Origin of the sequence: Streptomyces sp. NBC_01428, assembly GCF_036231965.1 — a bacterium.
GTDB lineage: Bacteria > Actinomycetota > Actinomycetes > Streptomycetales > Streptomycetaceae > Streptomyces.
On record NZ_CP109499.1, the window covers coordinates 4,381,042 to 4,402,999 of the forward strand.

Below are 21,958 nucleotides of genomic sequence, written 5' to 3' on the forward strand. Positions count from 1 at the left end.
AGATGAAATGAGGGCGGGGGTCCGGGTGCGTGCACCCGGACCCCCGTCCCCGTGCCATGGAAGGCTGCCACCATGACGAACCGCACCACCGCCGGCCGGGCCACCCGCTGGGCGAAGGGCACCGCCGTCACCGCGGTGTCCGCCGTCGTCTGCTACGGGATCTGGACGTCCTGCCGCTCCTGGGCGCAGGGCGTACGCGACGCGAGCGAGGACGCCTTCCTCGCCGGTTCCCTCGAATCGCTGCTCGCCGGGATCGCCGGTGTCCTGTCCATGCCGCTGCTGCTGTGGGCGGGGATGCGTCTGCTCGGCGAACGCGGCAACCATCTCCTGCTGCTCGGGGGGACGGTGGCGTGGTTCCTGATCGGCGGGCACGTCGTCGAGGACGCGGTCGGGAACGGTGCCACGGCCGCGTTCCTGGCCCTGTTCGCCGTCCTCGGCGGACTGGCGGCCCTGACGCAGCCACGCCCGGCGTGAACGACAGCGCGCGGACGGACCGCGTGAGCGACAGCGCGCGGACCGGCCCGGCGCTCGGTGTCCCTATGCGCCTCGCCGACCGCCTATGCGCGTGACCACCCGATTCATGGCCGCCCCGGGACCGGCACGGTCAACTGGTGTTCAACGCCAGTCGACTGCACCGCCCCCGAGCTGATCGGCGGGCGGGACCATGGAGGCGGTCCCCATGACAACACCCTTGGCCGACTACGCGATGTTCGTCGGCAAGCGCATCGCGATCGTCGAGCACATGCAGAACCACCCGTTCGTCCTCGGCCTGCACCAGGCCCGCGAGCACGGTCTGGAGGTGTGGCTGCTGACCGGAGACCGGTCCTGGTACACCCACGGGCACGACTGGGACGCGCACCCGCTCGCCGCGGCCGTCGACCGGGTCGTGGACGTCGACACCACCGACCTCGAAGCGGTGCTGTCCGTGGTGACCGGCGAGGACGGCAGGCCCCTCGTGGACGGCCTCACGTCGTTCTCCGACTACCACACGGTGCTCGCCGCACAGGCGGCCCGCCGCCTCGGCCTGCCCGGCCCCGACCCGGCCGCCGTGGAGCGGGCCAACACCAAGGACCGGCTGCGCGTGGCGCTCGGCGACGTGCCCTACAACATCCCGCACATGCTGGTCAGCGACCCCGGGCAGCTCGCCGAGGCGGCCGGCCGGCTGGGCTTCCCCATGATCGCCAAGCCCCCCGCGGAGGCCATCAGTTACGGAGTGCGCCGCGTCGACGACATGGACCAGCTCGTCGAGGCCTGGGAGGAGCTGTCCGGCATCCGGCAGAGCCTGCGCGGCCAGCCGCGCTCCGGGGACGTCCTGCTGGAGACGTACGTCGAGGGCGTCGAGGTCAGTGTCGAGACCATGACCGTGAACGGGCACACGCACGTCTTCGGCGTCACCTCGAAGGACCTCTTCGGCGACCCGGCCTACATCGAGTGCGGCCACACCTTCCCCGTGCCGCTGCCGGACGAGGAGCGCGACGAGCTCTACTCGGCGGTCATCGGCACCCTGGAGGCCATCGGCTACGACCACGGCCCCTGCCACACCGAGGTGCGGCGCACCGAGTCCGGCTGGCGGATCATCGAGGCCAACCCGCGCACCCCGTCGAGCTGCATGACGATGCTCGTCACCGACGTGACCGGGCGCAGCCCCATCCTCGACGCCTGGCTGCTGACCATCGGCGAGGTCCCGGCGATCGAACCGGTCCGGCACTCCGGCGGCGCGGCCGTCCGCATGATCTACCCGCAGCGGCGGGGCGTCCTGGAGCGGGTGGACGGCGTGGAGGCCGCCGCCTCGGTGCCCGGCGTCCAGGTGCTGCTGCACGTGGAGAAGGGCGACCACCTGCTCCAGCGGATGGACAACTCCGCCTGCGTCGGCTTCACCTACTGCAGCGGACCCGACCGTCTGGAGGCGCAGGCCCTCGCCGACAAGGCCGCCGCCCACCTCGACTTCGTCGTCGAGGACGGGACGCGGGAGCTGTGACCGGCACCGGTCCGTATGCGGCCGGCCGAAGCGACGTGCGGCCGGTGGCGGACGCCGCCGGCCTGCCGGGCGCCGGCTGGGACGGGCTGCTCGGCGCGGAGGACTTCTTCCAGACCTCGCGCTGGCTCGCGGTGCAGGAGCGCAACTCCGGCACCACGATGGACTTCCTGATGCGGCACCGGGACGGCGACCCGGTCGCCGGGCTGGTCGCCGCGTGGGCCGACGACTCGGTGCCCTGGCTGCTGGCCCGCCCGGACGCGATGCTCTCCCGGGCGCTGGAGGACGGCGGGACACCCGAGGCGGAGGCCGTCCTGCGGGAGGTCGCCGGGGGCGATCCCGCCGCCCTGCTGCCGTCGCTGGTGTGCGGCGGCCGGCACCTGGGCCGCACCCGAGCCCTGGCCGGCCCGCACGCGGTACCGGGGGACGTCGAGGCGCTGGTGGAACGGGCCGAACAGCTCGCGCGGGAGCGGGGCGCGGCGAGCGTCTGCTTCCCCCATGTCGACGTCCGGGACGCGGCGTTGGTGGACCTGCTGCACGCGCGCGGCTACCGCTCGCACCTGTCGGCGCACTACGCCTGGCTGCCCGTCCCGCCGGGCGGCTGGGACGAGTTCCTCGCGAACATGAGCAAGCACCGGCGCCGCCGGGTGCGCCTGGAACGCCGGGCGCTGGCAGAGGCGAAGGTCGAGGTGCACCTCGAACCGCTCACCAAAGCGCTGGCCCCGCGCCTCGGCGAGCTCGACTGCAACCTGCTGCGCAAGTACGGCAATCCGGCGAGCCCCGAGCACTCGGCGGGGCTCCTCAGCTGGATCTCCGAGGTCATGGGCGACGACGCGATGGTCTCGGTGGCGCGCCAGGACGGCGCCATCATCGGCTTCGGGATGGTGCTGCGGTCCCGCGCCCGCGGCGAGGAGCAGTGGTTCGGCCATCGCGCCGGATTCGACTACGAGGCCCAGGGCAAACTGCCGCTCTACTACGACGTCCTGTACTACCGCGTCCTCGAAGCGGCCGCCCGCGAGGGCGTGTCCGTGCTGCACGCCGGGATCGGCAGCATCGAGGCGAAACTCGCCCGCGGCTGCCTGGCGAGCGAGGAGCACGCGTTCCTGCTCCGGCTGGACCGCACGGAATCCGGCGGCACGGCCCGTGTGCCCCGCCGGGCGGCCGCGCGGGCGGCGGCCGGAGCCGGGAGCCCCGCCGGGGAGACGGACGCTCCCCTTCGTACCTCCGACCGGGAGACGACCACACGATGAGCACGGGAACGGAACGACTCACGCGCGCGGGCGCCGGCTGGAACGCGGCCGTCGGAGCGACGGTCAACCCCTCGACCGCGCGCGGCGGCACCCTGCGGCTGGTGTCCTCGGCGGACGTGGACTCCCTCGACCCGGCCCGCACCTACTACGTCTGGGTCTGGCTGCTCCAGCGGATGCTGAACCGCACCCTCATGGCGTACCCCACCGACGCGGGCCCCGTCGGGCTCGTGCCCGTCCCGGACCTCGCCGAGGGTCCCGGGCAGGTCGGTGACGGCGGCCGCACCTGGACCTACCGGCTGCGCCCCGGCCTGCGCTACGACGACGGCTCGCCGATCACCTCCGACGACGTACGCAACGCGGTGCAGCGGGTGTTCGCGCAGGACGTGCTGCCCGGCGGACCGACGTACCTGATCCCGCTGCTGCACGATCCGGCGCGCCCCTACCCGGGCCCGTACCGCACCGACGAGCCGCTGGAGGCGGTGCGCACGCCCGACGACCGCACGATCGTCTTCCGGCTGCGGCGGCCCTTCTCCGACTTCGACCACCTGATGGCGCAGCCCGCGGCCGCCCCCGTGCCGCGCCGCGCCGACCTCGGTGCCGAGTACGGGGAGAACCCGCGCTCCAGCGGCCCCTACCGCATCGCCGCGCACCGGCCGGGCCGCTTCCTGCACCTGGAGCGCAACCCGTACTGGGACCGGGCGGGCGACCCGGTCCGGCCGGCGTTGCCCGACCGGGTCGAGCTGACCATCGGGGTCGACGTCGACGAGCTCGACCGGCGCCTGATCGCGGGCGAGTTCGACATCAACCTCGAAGGACGGGGACTCCAGCACGCGGCGCAGAGCCGGGTCACGGCGGACGGCGTGCTGCGTTCGCGCACCGACAACCCGCGCACCAGCTTCCTGCACTTCGTCTCGATCCAGCCGCACGTCCCGCCGTTCGACGACGTGCACGCGCGGCGGGCCGTGCACTACGCCGCCGACAAGATCCTGCTCCAGCAGGCCCGCGGCGGACCGGTGACGGGCGGCGACCTGACCACGGCGCTCTTCCCGCCCCGGCTCCCCGCCCACCAGGCCCTCGACCCCTATCCGACCGGACCCGACCTGCGCGGCGACCTCGACGCGGCCCGCGCCGAACTCGCCGCGGCGGGACTGCCGGACGGCTTCGAGGCGGTGATCGGCACCCAGCGCGGCAAGTTCCGCCTCGTCGCCGACGCCGTGGCGGAGTCGGTGGCCCGCGTCGGCATCCGGCTGACCGTGAAGGAACTGGACGTCGCCAGCTACTTCAGCCTGGGCGCCGGCCACCCGGACACGATCCGCAAGCACGCCCTGGGGCTCGTCGTCACCGACTGGGGCGCCGACTTCCCCACCGAGTACGGCTTCCTCGCGCCGCTCGTCGACGGCCGGCAGATCCGGCGCAACGGCGGCAACTGGAACATCTCCGAACTCGACGACCCGCGCGTCAACGACCTCGTCGACCGGAGCCTGCACACCACCGACCCCGCCGAACGCGCCCGCCACTGGCGGGAGATCGAACGCCTGGTGATGGACCACGCCGTGATCCTCCCCCTGGTCCACGACAAGACCCTGCACTTCCGCAACCCGTGGGTCACGAACGTCTACGTCCATCCCGCCTTCGGGCTCTACGACGTCCAGGCGATGGGCGTCGCCCCCGACCGCGCCGAGAGCACCCAGAGCACCGAGAGCACCGAGAGCACCGACCGGGAGACAACACCGTGAACGACAGCACCCGAGGCCTGCGGTTCAGTCCGCTGGCCGCCGACGACGAGACCACCGTCCGCCAGTGGCTGACGCTGCTCGACGACGCGGCAGGCGACGTGCCGGGCGCCGCGCCGCCCTGCGCCGCCGACATGACGGGCTCGCTGCGCTTCCCGCCGCCCGCGACCAAGCTGGAGGACTGGGTCGTCCGCCACGAGGGCCGGGGCGACCGCGTCGTCGGCGCGCTGCGGCTCGCGCTGCCCGACGGCGCGGACGTCGCGCGGGTCGACCAGCTCCTCGTCCACCCGGAGCTGCGGCGCCGGGGCATCGGGCGGGCGCTGTACGGCCGGGCCGCCGAACTCGCCGCGGGACACGGCCGTTCCGTGCTCTCCGGGACCGTGGTGGAGGCCCTGCCCGGCGGCCCCGAGCGGGACGCCGCCCCCGCGGCCTTCGCCGCCGCGGCCAGAGCGCGGCGGGCCGCGGCGCCGGCCGGCGTGCACCAGTGGCTGGACCTCGGCGTCCACGACCCGCTCGCCTCGGGAGTGCCCGACGTGCCCCCGGGCTACGCGCTGGTGACCTGGGGGACCATCACCCCCGATGAATACGCGGTTCCGGTCTCGATGCTCGAACAGTCCCTGGGCGACGAGTCGTTCGACGAGGACGAGGCCGCGGACCAGGAGGTCGCGACCAGCTACGCGCGGGAGTTCGAGACCATGCGGGTGGGGCGCGGCCGGAAGGCGTACCACACCGGTGTGCTGCACGAGGCGAGCGGACGGCTCGCCGGATACACCAGCGTCTCCAAGACCACCGGCAATCCCGCCTACGCGCTCCAGGGCATGACCGTGGTCCACCGCGCGCACCGGGGACACCGGCTGGGCACGCTGCTGAAGCTCGCGAACCTGGCGTACGTGCTGCGGCACGAGCCCGCCGTCCGGCTGATCGAGACGGCGAACGCCGAGGACAACACCGCGATGATCGCGGTCAACGCCGACCTCGGCTTCACCCCGGCGGACCGCTGGACGACCTGGACGGGCCTGGTCGGGACGGCCGGCTCCGACTGACCGACCCTGCCTGGCGGGACACCCGACGGCCGTGCCGCTCACCCCGGTGAGCGGCACGGCCGTCCGTCGGTCATGACGGCCGGACCGGCGGCGGTCGCGGGTGACGGCCGGACCGGCGGCGATCTGTCACGCCGTGGGCGACGCGGTCCCCGCCGGGCGGGAGGAGAGCACTCCGGTCACCGGCGGGCGGCCCGCGCGGTTCGTCGCCGGCATTCCCTGCCGAAGGTGCAGCGGAAGGCGGAAGGGCAGGTGAAGCCGGCAGGCGGAGCGGGAGGCCCATGGCCCGTGGCCCCTGGGTCTCCGGCCCGTGGCCGGTCCGCCGAGAGCCGTGCGAGGCGGGGCCGCCCCGTGAGGACGTCGCGGCCCCGGCCGGCCGGGCCCGTGCGGCGGGCCCGGGACGGCGAGCGGACCGGTCAGCGCCGAGTGGTCCGCGGCTGCTCGCGTTCGTGCGGGCCCGGCTGCGCGGGAACGGCGCCGCCGCCCTCCACCGGGACGGGCCCCACGCTCTGCCGGGCTGCCGCCCCGCGACGCCGGAAGGGGTTCCAGCCCGTGCCGACCAGGACGCCCGCGACGACCGCCGTGCCCCCGATCGCGGACCAGGCGGTCGGCTGCTCGCCGAGGCCCAGCCAGGCGGCGAGGACGGCGACCACGGGCACCAGCATGGAGAACGGCGCGACCTTCCCCGCCTCGTACCGCTTCAGCAGGGTGGTCCAGATGCCGGAGCCGACCACCGAGCCGGCCAGCGCGGTGTAGACGAGGGCGACCAGGCCGGGCCAGCCGTCGGCGGAGAAGGAGGCGCCGAAGTCGCGCCAGCCGGTGCCGGGGCCCTCCATGGCCGCCGAGAGGGCCAGCAGCGGGAGGGGCGGTACGACCGACATCCACAGGGCGAACCGCAGCGGATGGTCGGGCCGCGCCTGCCGGCTGGCGACGTTGCCGAACGCCCAGCCGAGCGCCGCGAGCAGGGTCAGCAGCAGGGGCAGCAGGGCGGCGCTGCGGGCCCGCTCCACGGCGATCACGGACATGCCGACGACGGCGACCGCGACACCGGCCAGCTGACGCCGGGAGATCCGCTCACCCAGCAGCAGCGCGCCGAGCAGCATGGTGAAGGGCGCCGACGCCTGCACCACCACCGAGGCCTGTCCGGAGGGCATGCCCTGGTCGATGGCGAGGAAGAGCAGCCCGAACTGCATGGCGCCGAAGCCGAGTCCGTAGATCACCAGCCAGCGCAGCGGGACCTTCGGGCGGGGCACGAAGACGATCACCGGTACGGCGAGGACGACGAAGCGCAGCGCGGAGAGGAAGAACGGCGGGTAGTGGTCGAGCCCGACGCGCACCGCGAGGAAGTTCAGTCCCCACAGCACGGCGACGAGGACGGCGAGAAGTCGGTCCCGGACGGTCACCGCGCGGCTTTCGCCGTCAGGAGACCGGAGTTGACGACGCGCGAGCCGAGGCCGCGCAGGAACAGACCGTCACCGATGGGCTTCTGCTCGTCCGCCGACTGGCGCAGCACCAGCACGTGCGCGGTGCCGTCACCGTCCTCCAGGAGCCAGCAGAACATCATGACGCCCGGGCAGGAGCCGGCCTTGAAGTAGGCCCTGCTCCACCGTGCCGGGTCGACGGCGATACCGGGGTAGGCGGTCAGGATGTGCTCGACCGTGCCGGAGGTGTCCCGCGCGCTGTCGCCGCGCAGCCCGTCGAGGACGTGCAGGACGTCGTACGCCGTCATGTGCCAGTCGAGGCCGAGCCGGTGCACGGTCGCGCCGAGGTCGGAGCCGCGGACCGTCATCGGGCGGGCGATCGACCGCAGCAGGTCGCGCCGCCCCGCCTCGTCGCGCTCGGTCCACGCCGTCCTCAACTGCGGTGCTCCCCATCCCAGTTCGAAGACCTCGTGGCTGGTCAGGAAGGGCCGCAGGAGCGCCGGTTCGTGGTGCCCGGAGGCGGCGACGGCCCGCTCGACGGCCTCCCGGCCGATCCGGTCGGCGATCAGGTCCGCGCCGGTGTTGTCGCTCATCGCGATCATCTTGTACGCGGTCTCGCACACGGAGACACGGGTCCCGTCCGGGAGGTCCTGCATGTCGCCGGTGGGCAGGCTGCGCAGTTCCGGCCGGACGGTGACCTCGTCGTCCCAGGTCAGCTCGCCGTTCTCGACGGCCTGGACGAGGGCCCGCATCACGTAGAGCTTGTACGCCGAGCCGGTGGGCATCGGCCGGTCCGCGCCGGAGGCGTGCAGGACCTCGATCCCGTCGGGCGTCAGACGCGCGGCGAGGACGGAGTGGTCGACGCCGGGCGTGCGCAGCGCGTCCTCCAGCGCGTCCCAGTCGGCTATGGCGGGGATCTGGATCTCGGGCAGGAAGGTGAGGATGCGGATCAGACCGGAGGAGTCGAGGGTGAGCGACAGCGTGTTGCGCACTCCGGTCGGGCCGGCCAGGGTGACCCATCCCTTGTGGGCGATCGGCTGGTAGTCCAGGACGGTGAACGGCCCCTTCTCGCGCCACTCGCCGAGCGTCGCGGAGAAGCCCTGGCTGCGCCGGGGCGGGAAGGTGGGGACGAAGCGTTCGACGGTGACGTCGTCCGCCGCGAGGTCCGGTGCCGTCAGCAGCCCGACCGCCCAGCGCGCCGCCTCGCCCATCGGGGAGTCATCGGCCGCGAGCGCCGCCTCGGGGGCGGCGGACGGGGAACCAGGGGCTTGGATCATCATCGCTCCACTCAGCTCTCGGTGACCGTGATCGCGCCGCACGGGCACAGCTCGGCGCAGAGCCGGGCCGAGGCGTGCAGGGCGGGTGCGGGGGTGGCGTCGAGCAGGACGACGGTGCCGGTGTCCGGGTCCTGGTCGAAGAGGTCGGGTTCGGTCGCGGCACACCGGCCCATGGCGCAGCAGGCGTCGGGCACGATGGCGATCGTCAGGCCCGACCCGCCCTCCGTGCCCTGTTCCGCGCCCGGCTCCCGGTCGGTGCCGCCCGGCCCGTGCTCGTCGTCGCTCACCAGGTCACCGGCAGCGCGCCGAGCCCGTAGCTCGACACCTCGTGGCGGAAGTCCAGCTCCTCGAAGGGCACCGCGAGCCGCACGCCGGGCATCCAGCGCAGGACGGCGGCGAGCATCTCCTCGATCTCGACCTTGGCGAGCCACTGGCCGAGGCACTGGTGGATGCCGTGGCCGAAGGCGAGGTGGCGGCGGGCGTCGCGGTGCGGGTCGAGCGTGTCCGGGGACGGGAAGACCCCCTCGTCGCGGTTGCCGGCGGCCAGCGAGAGGACGACGCCCTCACCGGCCCGGATCGTCACGTCGTCGAGCCGGACGTCCTCGACGGCGGCGCGGGCCAGCCCGTTCTGCACGATGGAGTGGAAGCGCAGCAGTTCGTCGACGGCCTTCGGCAGCAGGCTCTCGTCCTTGGCGAGCGCGCCGGCCAGGTTCGGGTCGGTGGCGAGACTGAGCAGGCTGAGCGCGGCCTGGCTGGCGGTCGTGCCGTGTCCGGCGACCAGCAGCAGCCGGCACATCGGCACGAGTTCCTCGACGCTCAGCCGGCCGGGGCGCACCTGCTCGGTGACGAGCCGGCTCACCAGGTCGGTGCCCGGGTCGGCGACCCGCTGCTCGACCAGCTCACGCAGGAAGCCGTCCAACTCGTCGCGGGCGGCAGCCACTTGGTCGGGGGTGTAGCCGCGGTCGATGAGGATCGCGCTGCGGCTCTCGATGAAGTCCCCCTCGGAGACCCCGAAGAGCAGGGTGATGACCTTGGAGGGCACGGCTGTCGTGAGCCCGGTGACGAGGTCGACGGGCCGCTCGCCGGAGGAGACCAGCGCGGACAGCATCTCGTCGAGCAGCTCCCGCAGCACGGGGCGCATCTCCTCGGCGCGGCGGGCCAGGAAGTCCCGCGTGAGCATCGAACGCAGCCGGGAGTGGTCCGGGTCGTCCATGCGGATGAAGGAGGCCGTGTGCGGTGCGGCGCGCACCAGTTGGGAGGTGCGCGTCAGCATCGGGAAGCCCGGGGCGCTGGTGACGGCGGTGAACCGGCGGTCACCGAGCACGGCCCGTACCCCGGCGTGGGAGGTGACCAGCCAGACCTGACTGCCGTCCCACAGGGTGACCTTGCTCGCGGCCGGACCGGCGCGCAGTCCGGCGAGCTGCGGGGGCGGGTCCACGGGACAGACCCGTGGCATCGGGTACGAGGGGGCCGCCTTCTCGTCCTGGAGTGCCGCGTCGTTCTGCATCATCCACCGCCTATCGCTGCGCAGGTCGCTGCACAGGGGTCGCGCCGACGTGCTGTCGCCGCCCCAATCTGCCGTGCCCGCGCGGAGGCGTCGTGGCCCCGGGCCCCGGCGCGCATAACCGGCCGGAAACAGTCATAACCTGCGGCTCCTTCGGCCATTCACCGGGGCACGGCCCTGCTGCTAACGTCGCGGCGTCCCGAATGAATGGGTCCGGCGTCCCGGCCGACATCAGGAGATGCCCCGGCCGAATCGGCCCGGTGTTCCGGCCGAAGTCCCGGACCTGTCCACGCATCGGCACTCGCCCCCGGGGAGAACCATGACCACGACGTCAGCACTGCACGGAAAGGTCGCGCTCGTCACGGGCGCGAGTTCGGGGATCGGCGCGGCCACCGCGCGGGCGCTCGCCGCGGAGGGCGCGGCGGTCGCCGTCGCGGCCCGCCGAGTCGACCGGCTGACCGCGCTCGCGGACGAACTCGCCGCGGGCGGCGCCACCGTGCACGTCGTCGAACTGGACGTGACCGACGAGCGGGCCGCGGCCGACGCCGTCCGGTCCACGGTGGAGACCCTGGGACGCCTCGACATCCTCGTGAACAACGCCGGGATCATGCTGCTCGGCCCCGTCGAGGACGCCGACACCACCGACTGGACCCGGATGATCAACACCAATGTCCTCGGCCTGATGTACATGACCCACGCGGCCCTTCCGCACCTGCTCAGGAGCCAGGGCACGGTCGTGCAGATCTCCTCGATCGCCGGCCGCGTCGCCGGGCGCGGGGCGGCCGGCTACAACGCGAGCAAGTTCGCCGTGAACGGCTTCAGCGAGGGGCTGCGCCAGGAGGTCACCGAACGCGGGGTGCGTGTCGTGGTCGTCGAGCCGGGCACGGTCGAGACGGAGCTGCGCGAGCACATCACCCACGCGCCGACGAAGGCCGCGATCGAGGAACGGGTCGCCAAGATCCGGCAGTTGCAGGCCACCGACATCGCCGAGGCGGTCCGCTACGCCGTCACCGCGCCGCCCCACGCGACGGTCAACGAGATCTTCATCCGGCCGACCGACCAGGCCTGAACGACCCTGCCGGACCCGGTCTCCGGACGGTCTCCGGGGCCTCTCCCGACGTGAGGAGAGCCCGGAGAGAGGACGTGCCTAGCATCGCCGCAGCGCCCTACGGAGAATTCGGTCCCTCCGAATTCATCGAGCCACTGCGGACAATCACACGGCACAGTCCTTGACCACAAAGGAAACCGACATTGTCTTCCGGGTCAGAAACAACGCCTGCGGTACATCCTGCACTCGCCTCTGTTCTCGACCGGCCGACTCCTTTCCCTTCTTCCTTCTCCTCCGCCGCCGCGCCCGCTCCGGCGTCCCCCACGACACTCCCCGGCACCCCGGCGGGCTTCCCCTTCACCCGCCCCGACCTGTCCCTGCTGGACGCGGTCGGGCAGTGCGGGGACCTCGCCGAGGCAGCCCGGCGGACCGGCTCCCGGGGCGGTGCCGTCGAGCGCCAACTGGAGCGCCTGGACAAGGCGGTGGGGCTGCCGCTGACCCTGCGGGGCCGGCACACCGCGCGCCTCACCTCGGCGGGCTCCCGCCTGCTGGCCGCCGGCCGCCGGTTCTTCCGCCAGGTCGACCTCGCCGTCCGGACGGACATCTTCGGGCACGGCCCCGAGGCCGTCGACGCCCCGGCCGTCCTGGCCATCGCGTCCGCCGAACCGTTCCTGGAGGACGTCGTCGAGGACGCCGCCGCCGCCCTGGACATCCTGCTGTCGGTGCACCACGACACGCCCCAGCAGGTCATGCGCAGGCTCGCCGGCTACCACGTGGACGCGGCGCACACCTGGAGCCTGGACGCCCCGGGCCGGTCCCTCGAACGTCCCGTGCGCACCTACCCGGTCCTCGACGACCCGCTGTGGGTCACCCTGCCCCAGGGCCACCGGCTGGCCGGCGGCGGCGCCGTCCCGCTCGCCGACCTGCGGGACGAGACCTGGGTGTCCGAGGTGGGCCCCGACTCCGAGGTCCTGGTCGCGCGGGTCTTCCAGGCCGCCGGGCTGCCCGCCCCCGCCGCCCTGCACGTCACCGGAGCCTCCGTGGCCCGAGGCATGCTGCGGCGCGGCGACGCGATCGGCCTCGGCTCCCCGACCCGCCCGGCCGTCGTCGCCCCCTCCGTGGTCCACCGGTCCCTCGTGGAGCGCCCGCACCGCTCCACCAGCCTCCTCGTCGACCCGACGGTCGTCCCCGGCGCCCTCGCGGAGCACCTGGCCGAGCTGCTCGCCGACCGCTATCTGCACCGTTTCGCCGACCGTCACCCGGACCTGCTCACCGACCCCTGGTGGGCCCGCTGGTACCGCGCGCGGACGGCCGGCGCGGCCCGCGCGGCCGGACCGGCGCCGGCCGCGCCGACCGCACCGGACACCGCGCAGGGCACCCGGAAGCTCGACGTCGACGACCTGCACGTGCTGCGGGCGGTGGCGCGGCACGGCAGCATCAACCGGGCGGCCGCGGTGCTCTCCATCAGCCAGTCCGCGCTGACCCGCCGCATCCACCGGCTCGAACTCGGCCTGGGGGCACAGCTGTTGCTGCGCAGCGCGCGGGGCACCGATCTCACCGGGTCCACCCGCAGCTTCCTGCACCGGCTGGGCCGCTTCGAGGCGGAGTTCCACGAGGCGGCGCAGTCCTGCCGGGGCCTCGCCCTGCCGGGGGGCACGGGGACCCACCGGCAGGACCCGCGCGCGATGCCTCAGCCGGCTCCGAGCGCCACGTAGTCGTACATCCCGAAGGACCCGGTGACGTAGACGTTGCGGGCGTCCGGGTGACGGTAGAGGAGCGAGCGCGGGTACAGGTACGGCACGATCACCGCGTGCTCCATGGTGAGGCGGTCGATCCGGTGCCAGATCTCCGCCCGCTCGGCCGGGTCGGAGGAGGTCGCACCGCGGTCGAGCAGGGCGTTGATCTCCGGGTCGTCGAGCTCACCCATGTTCTGGTTGCCGCGCTCCTTGATGGCCCGGCCGTCGACGATCTGCTGGAGGAACCCGTACCCGTCGGGGAAGTCGGCGCCCCAGCCGAACATGATGATCCCGATGCCGTGTTCGCGCAGATAGGCGGGGCAGCCGCCGTAGATGTCGAAGTAGTCGCCCGAGGGGAAGTCCAGCACCTCGGCCTCGATCCCGACCCGGGCGAGCCCGGCGGCCAGCGCCTCGGCGGCCCGGTACTCCTTCAGCCGGTCCTTGCGGGCGGCGATCTTCGTCCGGAACCCGTCGGGCATCCCGGCGGCGGCGAGTTCGGCCCGCGCCGCGTCCAGGTCACCGCGCCCCTCGGCCCCCACCGGGTACCGGTCGAAGTCCTGATGACCGTCGAGGGTCGGCGGCAGAATCGTCGTCGCGATGTCCCCGCCGACCGAACCGCCGTACGCCTCCTGCATCGCGGCCTTGTCGGTGGCGAACTGCACCGCGCGGCGGGCGTGCACGTTGTCGAACGGCGCGATCCGGCTCGACAGGCAGTAGATCCAGGTGAACCCGGACAGCGGGTTGTCGGCGTCGGCGCGCAGCGCCGGGTCCGCCAGGATCTTCTCCTGCGTCGAGGGCTGGACCCCGAACCCGGCGAGGTCGATGTGCGCCTCCCCGGCGAGCAGCATCCGGTCGACCTCGTGCGGGTCCTTGCCGAGGTGCACCTCGACGCGTTCGGCCCGCTGCCTGCGCACCGGGTCGGTCTCCGGGTCCCAGTGCGGATTGCGTTCCAGGACGGCGAGTTCACCGCGGGTGTACGAGACCACGCGGTACGGGCCCGTCGCGACCGGCCCGAGCCGGTAGGCGGCGCCGGTGTCGAGCCGGCGCGGCACCGGGGTCGTGCTCGGCATCGTCGCCAGCAGGTCCATTCCCGCGAACGGCTCCGCCAGCCGGAACACGAGGGTGCGCTCGTCGGGTGTCTCCAGGGTGACCGGCCCGTCGACGTCGGGCTCGCGCCACGGGCCGCCGTACTCGGTGCCCAGCAGATGCCGGAAGTAGGTGGGCCCCGCGCCGAGCACGTCGGTGCCGTAGTTGCTGCGGGCGATCGCGTACTTCACGTCACCGGCGGTGACCGGGCTGCCGTCCTCGAACCGCAGTCCCTCGCGCAGCCGGTACGTCCACACCCGGCCGCCCTCCGAGGCCTCGCCGAGCGCCTCCGCCAGGTCCGGCACGAGGCGCTGGCCCACCTTGCCCGGCGCGGTGTCGAAGGTGACGAGCGTCCGCCCGATGAGGCGCAGGAAGTTCCACGTGTACGCGTAGTACGTGTTGCCGGGGTCCAGCGAGTCGAAGTCGTCGGTGCGGACGAGGCGGAGCGTGCCGCCGAGTGCGTCGCCCGGCCTCACCACACCCCGGACCCCCGCGTCGTACCCGGTCTCGCCGGTGTCTGTCCTCGTGCTCTCCATGTCCCTGCGGCCCTCCTGCCGGATGCATTCCGCTCCCATCCTGGGCTCGCCCGACGACCCGGAGGGCCCCTGGGCAGGGGGAACGCATAGCACGTGCGGGCTCGGCATACCCGGGGGCGCTGCCCCCGGGCCTTCGCCCCTCAATCGCCGGACGGACTGTTTCTCAGCCCGTCCGGCGATTGAGCACGCGGCCGTTCAGGCCGATGCGGAGGTCTGGGGGCGGCAGCCCCCAGGTACGGGACGGGTAGGGCCGCAGCGGGCGGGGATCCGCTGGGTCACGTCAGGTCGTGTACTCCGAGTTGAGGCGGACGTACCCCTCGGTGAGGTCGCAGCCGTACACGGTGAACTCCCCCTCGGCGATCCCGAGGTCGATCCCGATGACCACCTCGTCCCCCTTGAGGTGCTCCGCGACAGCGGCCCGCACGGCGTCCTCCTCGGCCACGTCGACGGACCCCGTCGGGTACACCTCCGTCTCCCCGAACCGGATCCGCACCACGTCCTGGTCGATGTCCGTGTCGTCGGAGCACTTCCCGACCGCCATCGCGACCCGCCCCCAGTTGGGGTCGCTGCCGTGCACGGCGGTCTTCACGAGCGGGGAGTTGACGACGGTCTTGCCGACCCGCTTGGCCTGGGCGGTGTCCCGCGCCCCCGTCACGCGCACCTCGATGAGCTTGCTCGCCCCCTCGCCGTCGCTCGCGATGTCCTTGACGAGCGCGAGGGCGGCTTCGTGGAGGACCTGCTCGAACTCGCCGGGATCGACGTCGCCGGCCAGCCCGTTGGCGAACAGCACCGCGGTGTCGCTGGTCGAGGTGTCCGTGTCGATGCTGACGGCGTTGAACGTGCGGTCCATGACGCGCCGGAAGATCCGGTCCTGCTCGGCCGGGTCGAGGCGGGCGTCGGTGGCGAAGAAGGTGAGCAGCGTGGCCATGTCGGGCTCCAGCATGCCGACGCCCTTGGCGATGCCGACGACCGTCGCGTCGCCGCAGCGCAGCCGGACCTCCTTGGGCCGGGTGTCGGTGGTCATGATGGCGCGGGCCGCCCGGTCGAATCCGCCCTCGGGGAACGGCAGGGCCAGCGACTTGAGGTGCTCGCGGATCTGCGGCATGGGGTACTGGCGGCCGATCACGCCGGTGGAGGCGACCAGTACCTCGCCGTCGGGCACGCCCAGCGTGGCGGCGACCGAGGCGCGGATCTCGCGCGCGTTGGCCTCGCCCTCCCGGCCGGTCGCGACGTTGGCGTTGCGGGCCAGGACGACCACCCCGCGGGCCTGTCCGTCGGCGACGGCCTCCCGGCTCAGCAGAACGCTCGGCCCGACGAACCGGGACCGGGTGAACACCCCGCTGACCTGGGCCGGGACGGTCGAGGCGAGCACGGTGAAGTCGTCCCGGCCGTCGTCGCCGAGACCGACCGGGGCGGTGTGCACGGCGAAGCCCAGCGGCGTCGCCCGAGCCGTCGATGTGGAGTCGGACATGTCATCGTCTCCCGTCTGCGTTACTTCCGGTGAGTCAGCGTTTCACGCGCCGCTCGGGGCGCCACCGAGAACGAGCCGAACGTGCCACGGCCCCCTCCGCGCGCCCCGGGGCCAGGATCGGGGTGCGCGAAGGGGGCTCGACGGCCGCCCGGCGGACGGTCTGCCTAGCGGCGCGGGGAGAACGACACCACGTCGCCCGCCCGTTCACCACCCGACAGCTGCCCGTTGCGCTCGGTCCTGATGTACACCCGGTGGAGCCAGCGGTCCTTGCCGTCCCAGCGCGGGCTGAACGGCGTACGGGCGTGCGTGGTACGGAAGTTGTCGATGATCAGGAGGTCGCCGGGGGTGAGCTTCACGGCCTCCGTCACATCGTCCAGGGCCTGCGACAGGGCGGCGACGGCCTCCTTGTCGGCCGGCTCCTCGGGGGCGAGCAGCTCACGGTCGTAGCCGAGGAACGGGTCCTTCTCGTTCCCGTACAGCGCCTTGACCTCGGCGATCGCCCCCGGGTCCTCGACGCCCCCGCGGAAGGCGACGTCGACGCAGCACGGCAGCCTGCGGTCGAAGAGCCGCGCCTTCGTGTCCTCGTCGAGCAGGGTGAGCGCCTTGCGCACCGAGCCGACGAGCGTCTCCGCACGGCGCTCGTGGTCCGCGCGGGAGCAGGCCAGCATGACGTAGTTCGGCTGGAGGACGTGGTACGCCATCTCGGTGTGGAACTCCAGGAGCGTCTCGGAGGTCTCCGAGCTGAGGTAGTGCGCGCCCGGCGAGGGATACACGTCGTGGTAGACCGTGCCGGAGCGCAACTCGGCGTAGCCGGTGTGCAGTCCGAGCCGACGGCCGGCGACGGCGAGCATCGCCTCCATGAGCAGCCGGCCCCGGTCCGCCGGCGCGGGCGTGGAGGTGGGCGTGGGCGGCAGTTCGCCCTCCGCCTCCAACGGCAGTCCGCGTAGCAGCAGATAGCCGTCCTCGGTGCCCTCGGCGTTGAACCTGTCGAGGGCGGCGCCTATCTCGCGCGGCAGCCGCTCGGACAGGGCCTTCGCCTGCTCCAGGAAGCCGTACAGGTCGGCGCGCGGCACCGCGGGGAGTTCGGCCGCGAGGGCGCGCAGGTGTTCCTGGTGGGCGGTGCAGTCGATGATCGGAGAAGCCATGGGTGCGATGTCTCCTTTGCGTCGGGATGCGACGGTGCGCGGGCCGCGCCGGCCGGGAGTGCCTCGGGGCTACGCCGGGGCGCGGTGGGCGCGGGCGTACTGGTAGAGCAGTTCGGCGCCGATCTCGGTGGCCAGGACGGAGGTGATCCCGGCGTGGTCGTACAGGGGCGAGACCTCCATGACGTCGAAGCCGACCGGTCTGAGGTCGCCGACGCAGCGCAGCAGGGCGAGGAGCTCGCGGGAGCTCAGACCGCCGGGCGCGGGGGTGCCCGTCCCGGGGGCGAAGGCGGGGTCGACGACGTCGATGTCGACCGACACGTACACGGGCCGCCCTCCGACCCGTTCCCGTACGAGGTCCGCGGTGCCCGCCACGCCGAGGTCGCCGAACTCGTCGGCGGTCACGACGCGGACGCCGTTGCCGCGGGCGTAGTCGAGGGAGTCGGGCTTCGGGTTGTGGCCGCGGATCCCGATCTGCACCATCGCGGCCGGATCGATGAGCTTCTCCTCGATGCCGTGCCGGAACGGGGTGCCGTGGTGGTACTGGCCGCCGTAGAAGGCGGGGTTGGTGTCGGAGTGCGCGTCCAGGTGCAGGACGGCGACGGGGCCGTGCTGCTCGGCGACGGCCCGCAGGGCGGCCACGGTCAGGGAGTGGTCGCCGCCCAGCATCATGAAGGCGGCGTTGCTCTTGAGCAGTTCCGCCAGATGCCGTTGCGCGGTCTCGATCGCGATGTTCATGTTGAACGGCGTGAGGTCGATGTCGCCGCCGTCGACGCAGTTGATGAGGTCGAAGGTGCCCGGCCCCCGGTCGATGCCGACGCCGTGGATCAGCCCGGACTCGTTGCGGATCGCACGGGGTCCGAAGCGGGCGCCGGGCCGGTAGCTGGTGCCGCCGTCGTAGGGGGCGCCGATGACGACGACGTCGTAGCCGCGCGGATTCTGGTCGTGCGGCAGGCGCATGAAGGTGGGGATCTGCGCGTAGCGGGGCGAGACGTGCGAGTCGATGCGTTCCACGGCTCAGTTCCCCTCCGGGAGGTCGGCGGTGCGCGGGGTCCCGGCCGGTGCCGTGCCGGGCGAACTTCGGTCGGCTGTACGGGAGTTCGGCCCGGTGTGGGCGAGGGGCGCGCTCATGCCGCACCCCGTCGCAGCCGCTCGGCGACCGAGCGGACCACCTCGGTGGTGCTCACCTGGCCGGGGTCCTCGCCCCCCACCACGGTGCGGTCGAACAGCAGCCGCACCACCTGTTGCTTGGCCGCGTCGACGGAGCGATCGGCGATGCCCTCCTCCAGCAGCAGCTGGGAGAAGGACGAGGTGGTGCCGGAGCCCTCGTGGACGCCCAGCTTCGGCCGTTTCACGGTCTGTTCGGGCAGCAGCTCGGCCATCGACGCCCGCAGGACCCACTTGTCGCGCCCGTAGCGGCGCTTGAGCCCCGCCTCCAGCGACACGAGCAGGTCGAGCACGTCACGGTCCCAGTACGGGTGCGTGGACCAGTGGCCGCACACGGCGGACAGCACCGGCGACATCTCGTTGAGTCCGTCGTACGTCGCCATGTCGTACGCGACCGCCGTGTCCAGGTCGGGCAGGCGGTCCTCGCGGTGCATGCCCGCGAGCGGGATGTCGGCGCCGTACCCGGTGAGCACACGGCGGGGCGGCCCGTCGAGCGCGCGGTAGAGCGCGACGAGGGGCAGCAGGTACTCGATGATGTTCGGGTCCTCGGACTCCGACGCCCAGACGGCGTACGGGAGTTGGCCGAGCAGGTCGGCCGTGGGAACGGTGATCTCCCGGTGCCGGCTGCCGAGGTGGTCGGCGACCGTGCGGGCCTGTGCGAACTCGTCGGAGACGTCCGTGCCCATGGACAGCGAGTCGATGTGCCCGGCGGCCCGGTGGGCGAGCGCGGCCACCCCGGAGGAGTCGATGCCGCCGGAGAGCACGACCAGCGGGGTGGCGCCGGGGGTGACGCGGGCGCTCACCGCCCGGTCGAGCGCCGCGTGCACGGCGTCCACGGCCTCGCTCTCGTCCATGATCCGGCGGGCCAGCGGCGGCGCCCAGGTGCGGTGCGCCGCTGCCGTGCCGGTGCCGAGGTCGATGTCCATCACGGTGCCCGCGGGCACCTGGTAGACGCCGGGCAGGCCACGCACCCGGCGGGCGTCCGCGAACGGGAAGCCGCGCGGACCGCCGTGCCCGGACAGGGTCTTGGCCTCGGTCGAGGCCGTGACCTCGCCGGGACCGGCGCACACGTACAGCGGGACGGAGCCGGCGTGGTCGGTGGCCAGCAGCACCCGCCCGCCGGAGCAGACGACCGCCGCGAAGCGGCCGTTGACCAGGCGGAAGGCGTGCAGGCCGTAGCGGCGCAGCAGGTCCAGCAGCAGCTGGGCGTCGCCGGACGGGCCGGCGCCGGCTCCGAGGACGGAGGAGAGGTCGCCGCGGTTGTAGATCTCCCCGGCGAGCACGACGGCGGTGTCGGCGTCGTGCGCGAGGGCGGCGTCGGGCGGGGTGCCGGGGGTGTGCACCAGGGTCGCGCCGAGGGTCTGCGAGCGCAGTCTCAGGTCGACGCCGGTGTGGGTGCCCCGGGTGGCGAAGGCGGCTCGGGGGGCCCGGCCCCCGCTCGGGCGAGCGGAGGCCAGGAACCCGAAGGCCGCGGGAAGGTCCTGGGAGGCCATGATCAGATGCTCAGCGCCCCGAAACCACCGGGCTGGAAGTCGTAGTTGATCGGGACCTCGATCAGGAACGGGCGGCCCAGCTCGGCACCCTTGCGCAGCGCGGCGAGCAGCTCCTGCCGGTCGCCCGCCTTGGTCGCCTCGACGCCGTTGGCCTCGGCGAGCGCGACGAAGTCGACGCCGGTGAACTTGACCGCCGGGTCGTGGCTGCGACGGTGTCCGAGGTTCTGGTAGAGCTCGATCAGCCCGTTGGTGTCGTTGTTCACGACGACGGTCACGATCGGGAGGTTGAGGCGGGCGATGGTCTCCAGGTCGGCGCTGTTGGAGTGGAAGCCGCCGTCGCCCGCGATGAGGAAGGTGGGCTGGCCGGGGCGCGCGAGCTGGGCGCCCATGGCGGCGGGTATGCCGTAGCCGAAGCTGGAGCAGCCGGCCGAGGTGAGGAAGCCGAAGGGCTGGTCGGCGCGGGCGAACAGGACGCCGTAGTGCCGGAAGAAGCCGATGTCCGAGACGATCGTGCCCTCGCCGGACTCGGCGACCTCCTCCATGACGGTGTTCATGGAGTCGATGACCTGGTGGACGCGCATGCCGTCCTCGTAGGCCGTCGGGTCCGCGAGGAACTCGGCGACGCGGGCGCGCAGCGGCTCGATGTCGTGCCGCTCCTTGGCCTCGAGGGAGACGGTGGCGGCGTCGAGGTGCTCGACGAAGGCGAGGACGTCGGTGACGACGTCGACGGTGGGCCGGTAGACGCGCGGGATCGGGTTGGCGGTCGGCGAGACGCGGACGGTCTTCTTCTCGGCGCCCTTCTGCCACATCGAGGGCCGCAGGTCCTCGGCGTAGTCGTAGCCGACGGTCAGGATGAGGTCGGCGGGGCCGAACAGGGTCTCCAGCGCGGGGAAGTCCAGGATGCCGTCCATGTAGCCGGTGACCGCGCCGTAGTTCAGCTCGTGTCCGTGCGGCAGGACGCCCTTGGCGATGTACGTCGTGATGACCGGCACGTTCAGTCGCTCGGCCAGCGCGCGGACGGCCGGCACCGCGCCGGAGCGGATCGCGGCGGCGCCGACGACCAGGACGGGGTGTTGGGCGGTCTTCAGCAGCTCGGCGGCCTCGTCGGCGGCCTGCTCCCAGCCGTCCTGCACGGCGCCGATCGGCTTGCCGGGGGTCCGCGCCGGCGGCCGCTCCGCCTCGGCGTCGATGCCCTCGGAGGAGCCGAGCAGGTCGACCGGCAGCGAGATGAAGCTGGGGCCGACCGGTTCGGTCATGGCGGCGGTCACCGCGGAGTCGACCAGGTCGGTGATCTCGTGCGGACGCTCCAGCTCCACCGCGTACTTGGACATCGGCGCGATGATCGACACGGAGTCCAGGCACTGGTGCGTGTCGTTGGGGAAGATGTCGTGCGACTCCGACTGGGCGGCCAGCGCGATGACCGGCGACCGGTCCAGGACCGAGGTGGCGATGCCGGTGGAGAGGTTGGTCATGCCGGGGCCGAGCGTGGCCCAGCAGGCCTGCGGGCGTCCGGTGATGCGGGCGAGCACGTCGGCGGCGACGCCGGCGGTGAACTCGTGCCGGGTGAGGACGAAGTCGATCCCCTCGACCTCGTCGAAGAGGATCGAGGCGGCCTCCCGGCCGACCACGCCGAACACCTTCTCCACGCCGTGGTCCCGCAGTCGCGCGAGGAGCGCGTGCGCTGCGGTCGGCTTGCTGCTGGGGCCGGTCGATACACGGGACATGGATGGTCTCCAGACTCGGTCAGCGGTGAACACGTCGCGGCCACCCTGACCAGAGCCCCTCTTCGCAGCCTCTCTCCGGCATATCGGAGAGCGCGCCGGGGAGTGCGCGGAGAGAGGCCGGAGACCGGGCGGAACGATGGATTCCGATTCGACTCTCTTCAAATCGGACAGAGTCCGTCCGATATCGCGTGCCGGTGAACCCTGCGCCTGATGAGTTCAGGCCACTGTTGATCCCGACACGGGTCCACCGAGCGGCCTTTCCTTCTGAGGTCTAGACCACTAAAGGCGAATGAGCGCTCATTCCCGGCCAGGCCACCCGGGCGTATTCGGCCGGGCCCCCACGACGACGAAGCGG

The 21,958-nt window shown here is 73.1% G+C and carries 17 protein-coding genes; 7 read left to right on the forward strand and 10 right to left on the reverse strand.

What is annotated here, in order from left to right; genetic code table 11:
- Positions 1-72 precede the first annotated feature (72 nt).
- The 5 genes from OG406_RS18985 to OG406_RS19005 all read left to right on the forward strand — a co-directional run bounded on the left by OG406_RS18985 (position 73) and on the right by OG406_RS19005 (position 6,001).
- Positions 73-474: a hypothetical protein gene (locus OG406_RS18985; protein ID WP_164372903.1), complete on the forward strand. Its 402-nt coding sequence runs from the start codon at positions 73-75 to the stop codon at positions 472-474.
- 205 nt (positions 475-679) lie between these two features.
- Positions 680-1,978, forward strand: a complete 1,299-nt coding sequence (locus OG406_RS18990) for an ATP-grasp domain-containing protein (RefSeq protein ID WP_164372902.1) — start codon at positions 680-682, stop codon at positions 1,976-1,978.
- Between the two features lie 44 nt (positions 1,979-2,022).
- Positions 2,023-3,225: a GNAT family N-acetyltransferase gene (locus OG406_RS18995; RefSeq protein WP_329186809.1), complete on the forward strand. Its 1,203-nt coding sequence runs from the start codon at positions 2,023-2,025 to the stop codon at positions 3,223-3,225.
- Positions 3,222-4,961 carry an ABC transporter substrate-binding protein gene (locus OG406_RS19000; RefSeq protein ID WP_329186811.1) on the forward strand — a complete coding sequence of 580 codons (1,740 nt, stop codon included), beginning with the start codon at positions 3,222-3,224 and terminating at the stop codon, positions 4,959-4,961. Before OG406_RS18995 ends, OG406_RS19000 begins: the two co-directional genes overlap by 4 nt.
- On the forward strand, positions 4,958-6,001 hold the full coding sequence (locus OG406_RS19005; protein WP_329186813.1) for a GNAT family N-acetyltransferase: 1,044 nt from the start codon (positions 4,958-4,960) through the stop codon (positions 5,999-6,001). The genes OG406_RS19000 and OG406_RS19005 overlap by 4 nt, the downstream gene beginning before the upstream one ends.
- A 413-nt stretch (positions 6,002-6,414) precedes the next feature.
- Here the strand turns inward: OG406_RS19005 and OG406_RS19010 are convergent, their stop codons facing one another.
- Genes OG406_RS19010 through OG406_RS19025 form a run of 4 tightly spaced genes read right to left on the reverse strand, consistent with a single transcriptional unit; the run spans position 6,415 to position 10,206 of the window.
- Positions 6,415-7,401, reverse strand: a complete 987-nt coding sequence (locus OG406_RS19010; protein WP_164372899.1) for an EamA family transporter — start codon at positions 7,399-7,401, stop codon at positions 6,415-6,417.
- Complete coding sequence (locus OG406_RS19015) at positions 7,398-8,696, reverse strand: serine hydrolase (RefSeq protein ID WP_329186815.1); 1,299 nt, start codon at positions 8,694-8,696, stop codon at positions 7,398-7,400. The genes OG406_RS19010 and OG406_RS19015 overlap by 4 nt, the downstream gene beginning before the upstream one ends.
- 11 nt (positions 8,697-8,707) lie before the next feature.
- Positions 8,708-8,983: a ferredoxin gene (locus OG406_RS19020; RefSeq protein ID WP_381883083.1), complete on the reverse strand. Its 276-nt coding sequence runs from the start codon at positions 8,981-8,983 to the stop codon at positions 8,708-8,710.
- A complete protein-coding gene (locus tag OG406_RS19025; protein ID WP_266615402.1) occupies positions 8,980-10,206 on the reverse strand; it encodes a cytochrome P450 in 1,227 nt (408 codons plus the stop codon). The genes OG406_RS19020 and OG406_RS19025 overlap by 4 nt, the downstream gene beginning before the upstream one ends.
- A 313-nt stretch (positions 10,207-10,519) precedes the next feature.
- Between OG406_RS19025 and OG406_RS19030 the strand changes: the two genes are divergently transcribed.
- The gene (locus OG406_RS19030) at positions 10,520-11,269 is read left to right on the forward strand and encodes an SDR family NAD(P)-dependent oxidoreductase (RefSeq protein WP_266615400.1); all 750 of its coding nucleotides are present in this window, start codon (positions 10,520-10,522) and stop codon (positions 11,267-11,269) included.
- Between the two features lie 182 nt (positions 11,270-11,451).
- Entirely contained in the window at positions 11,452-12,963 is a 1,512-nt protein-coding gene (locus OG406_RS19035; protein WP_329186817.1) for a LysR family transcriptional regulator, read from the forward strand.
- On the opposite strand, the gene OG406_RS19040 is transcribed toward OG406_RS19035, so the two are convergent.
- From OG406_RS19040 to OG406_RS19065, 6 genes are all read right to left on the reverse strand, one after another.
- Positions 12,939-14,606, reverse strand: coding sequence for an ABC transporter substrate-binding protein (locus OG406_RS19040; RefSeq protein ID WP_329186818.1), 1,668 nt, complete (start codon positions 14,604-14,606; stop codon positions 12,939-12,941). The genes OG406_RS19035 and OG406_RS19040 overlap by 25 nt on opposite strands.
- Before the next feature lie 280 nt (positions 14,607-14,886).
- The gene (argJ, locus tag OG406_RS19045) at positions 14,887-16,077 is read right to left on the reverse strand and encodes a bifunctional glutamate N-acetyltransferase/amino-acid acetyltransferase ArgJ (RefSeq protein WP_164372895.1); all 1,191 of its coding nucleotides are present in this window, start codon (positions 16,075-16,077) and stop codon (positions 14,887-14,889) included.
- A gap of 164 nt (positions 16,078-16,241) precedes the next feature.
- The gene (gene cs1 / locus OG406_RS19050; RefSeq protein WP_164372894.1) at positions 16,242-17,222 is read right to left on the reverse strand and encodes a clavaminate synthase Cs1; all 981 of its coding nucleotides are present in this window, start codon (positions 17,220-17,222) and stop codon (positions 16,242-16,244) included.
- 69 nt (positions 17,223-17,291) lie between these two features.
- Positions 17,292-18,233 (reverse strand): agmatinase, encoded by a 942-nt coding sequence (gene speB / locus OG406_RS19055; protein WP_081218569.1) that lies wholly within the window; start codon positions 18,231-18,233, stop codon positions 17,292-17,294.
- Between the two features lie 113 nt (positions 18,234-18,346).
- The gene (locus OG406_RS19060) at positions 18,347-19,879 is read right to left on the reverse strand and encodes an asparagine synthase-related protein (RefSeq protein ID WP_329186821.1); all 1,533 of its coding nucleotides are present in this window, start codon (positions 19,877-19,879) and stop codon (positions 18,347-18,349) included.
- A 2-nt stretch (positions 19,880-19,881) separates the two neighbouring features.
- Positions 19,882-21,603, reverse strand: a complete 1,722-nt coding sequence (locus OG406_RS19065; protein WP_329186823.1) for a thiamine pyrophosphate-binding protein — start codon at positions 21,601-21,603, stop codon at positions 19,882-19,884.
- Between the last annotated feature and the right edge of the window lie 355 nt (positions 21,604-21,958).

Excerpts from the sequence above, each read along its gene's own strand:
- OG406_RS18985 (WP_164372903.1), top strand. The coding sequence starts at position 73 with ATGACGAACCGCACCACCGCCGGCCGGGCCACCCGCTGGGCGAAGGGC.
- OG406_RS18990 (WP_164372902.1), top strand. The coding sequence starts at position 680 with ATGACAACACCCTTGGCCGACTACGCGATGTTCGTCGGCAAGCGCATC.
- OG406_RS19000 (WP_329186811.1), top strand. The coding sequence starts at position 3,222 with ATGAGCACGGGAACGGAACGACTCACGCGCGCGGGCGCCGGCTGGAAC.
- OG406_RS19015 (WP_329186815.1), bottom strand. The coding sequence starts at position 8,696 with ATGATCCAAGCCCCTGGTTCCCCGTCCGCCGCCCCCGAGGCGGCGCTC.
- OG406_RS19025 (WP_266615402.1), bottom strand. The coding sequence starts at position 10,206 with ATGATGCAGAACGACGCGGCACTCCAGGACGAGAAGGCGGCCCCCTCG.
- OG406_RS19030 (WP_266615400.1), top strand. The coding sequence starts at position 10,520 with ATGACCACGACGTCAGCACTGCACGGAAAGGTCGCGCTCGTCACGGGC.
- OG406_RS19040 (WP_329186818.1), bottom strand. The coding sequence starts at position 14,606 with ATGGAGAGCACGAGGACAGACACCGGCGAGACCGGGTACGACGCGGGG.
- argJ (WP_164372895.1), bottom strand. The coding sequence starts at position 16,077 with ATGTCCGACTCCACATCGACGGCTCGGGCGACGCCGCTGGGCTTCGCC.
- cs1 (WP_164372894.1), bottom strand. The coding sequence starts at position 17,222 with ATGGCTTCTCCGATCATCGACTGCACCGCCCACCAGGAACACCTGCGC.
- OG406_RS19060 (WP_329186821.1), bottom strand. The coding sequence starts at position 19,879 with ATGGCCTCCCAGGACCTTCCCGCGGCCTTCGGGTTCCTGGCCTCCGCT.
- OG406_RS19065 (WP_329186823.1), bottom strand. The coding sequence starts at position 21,603 with ATGTCCCGTGTATCGACCGGCCCCAGCAGCAAGCCGACCGCAGCGCAC.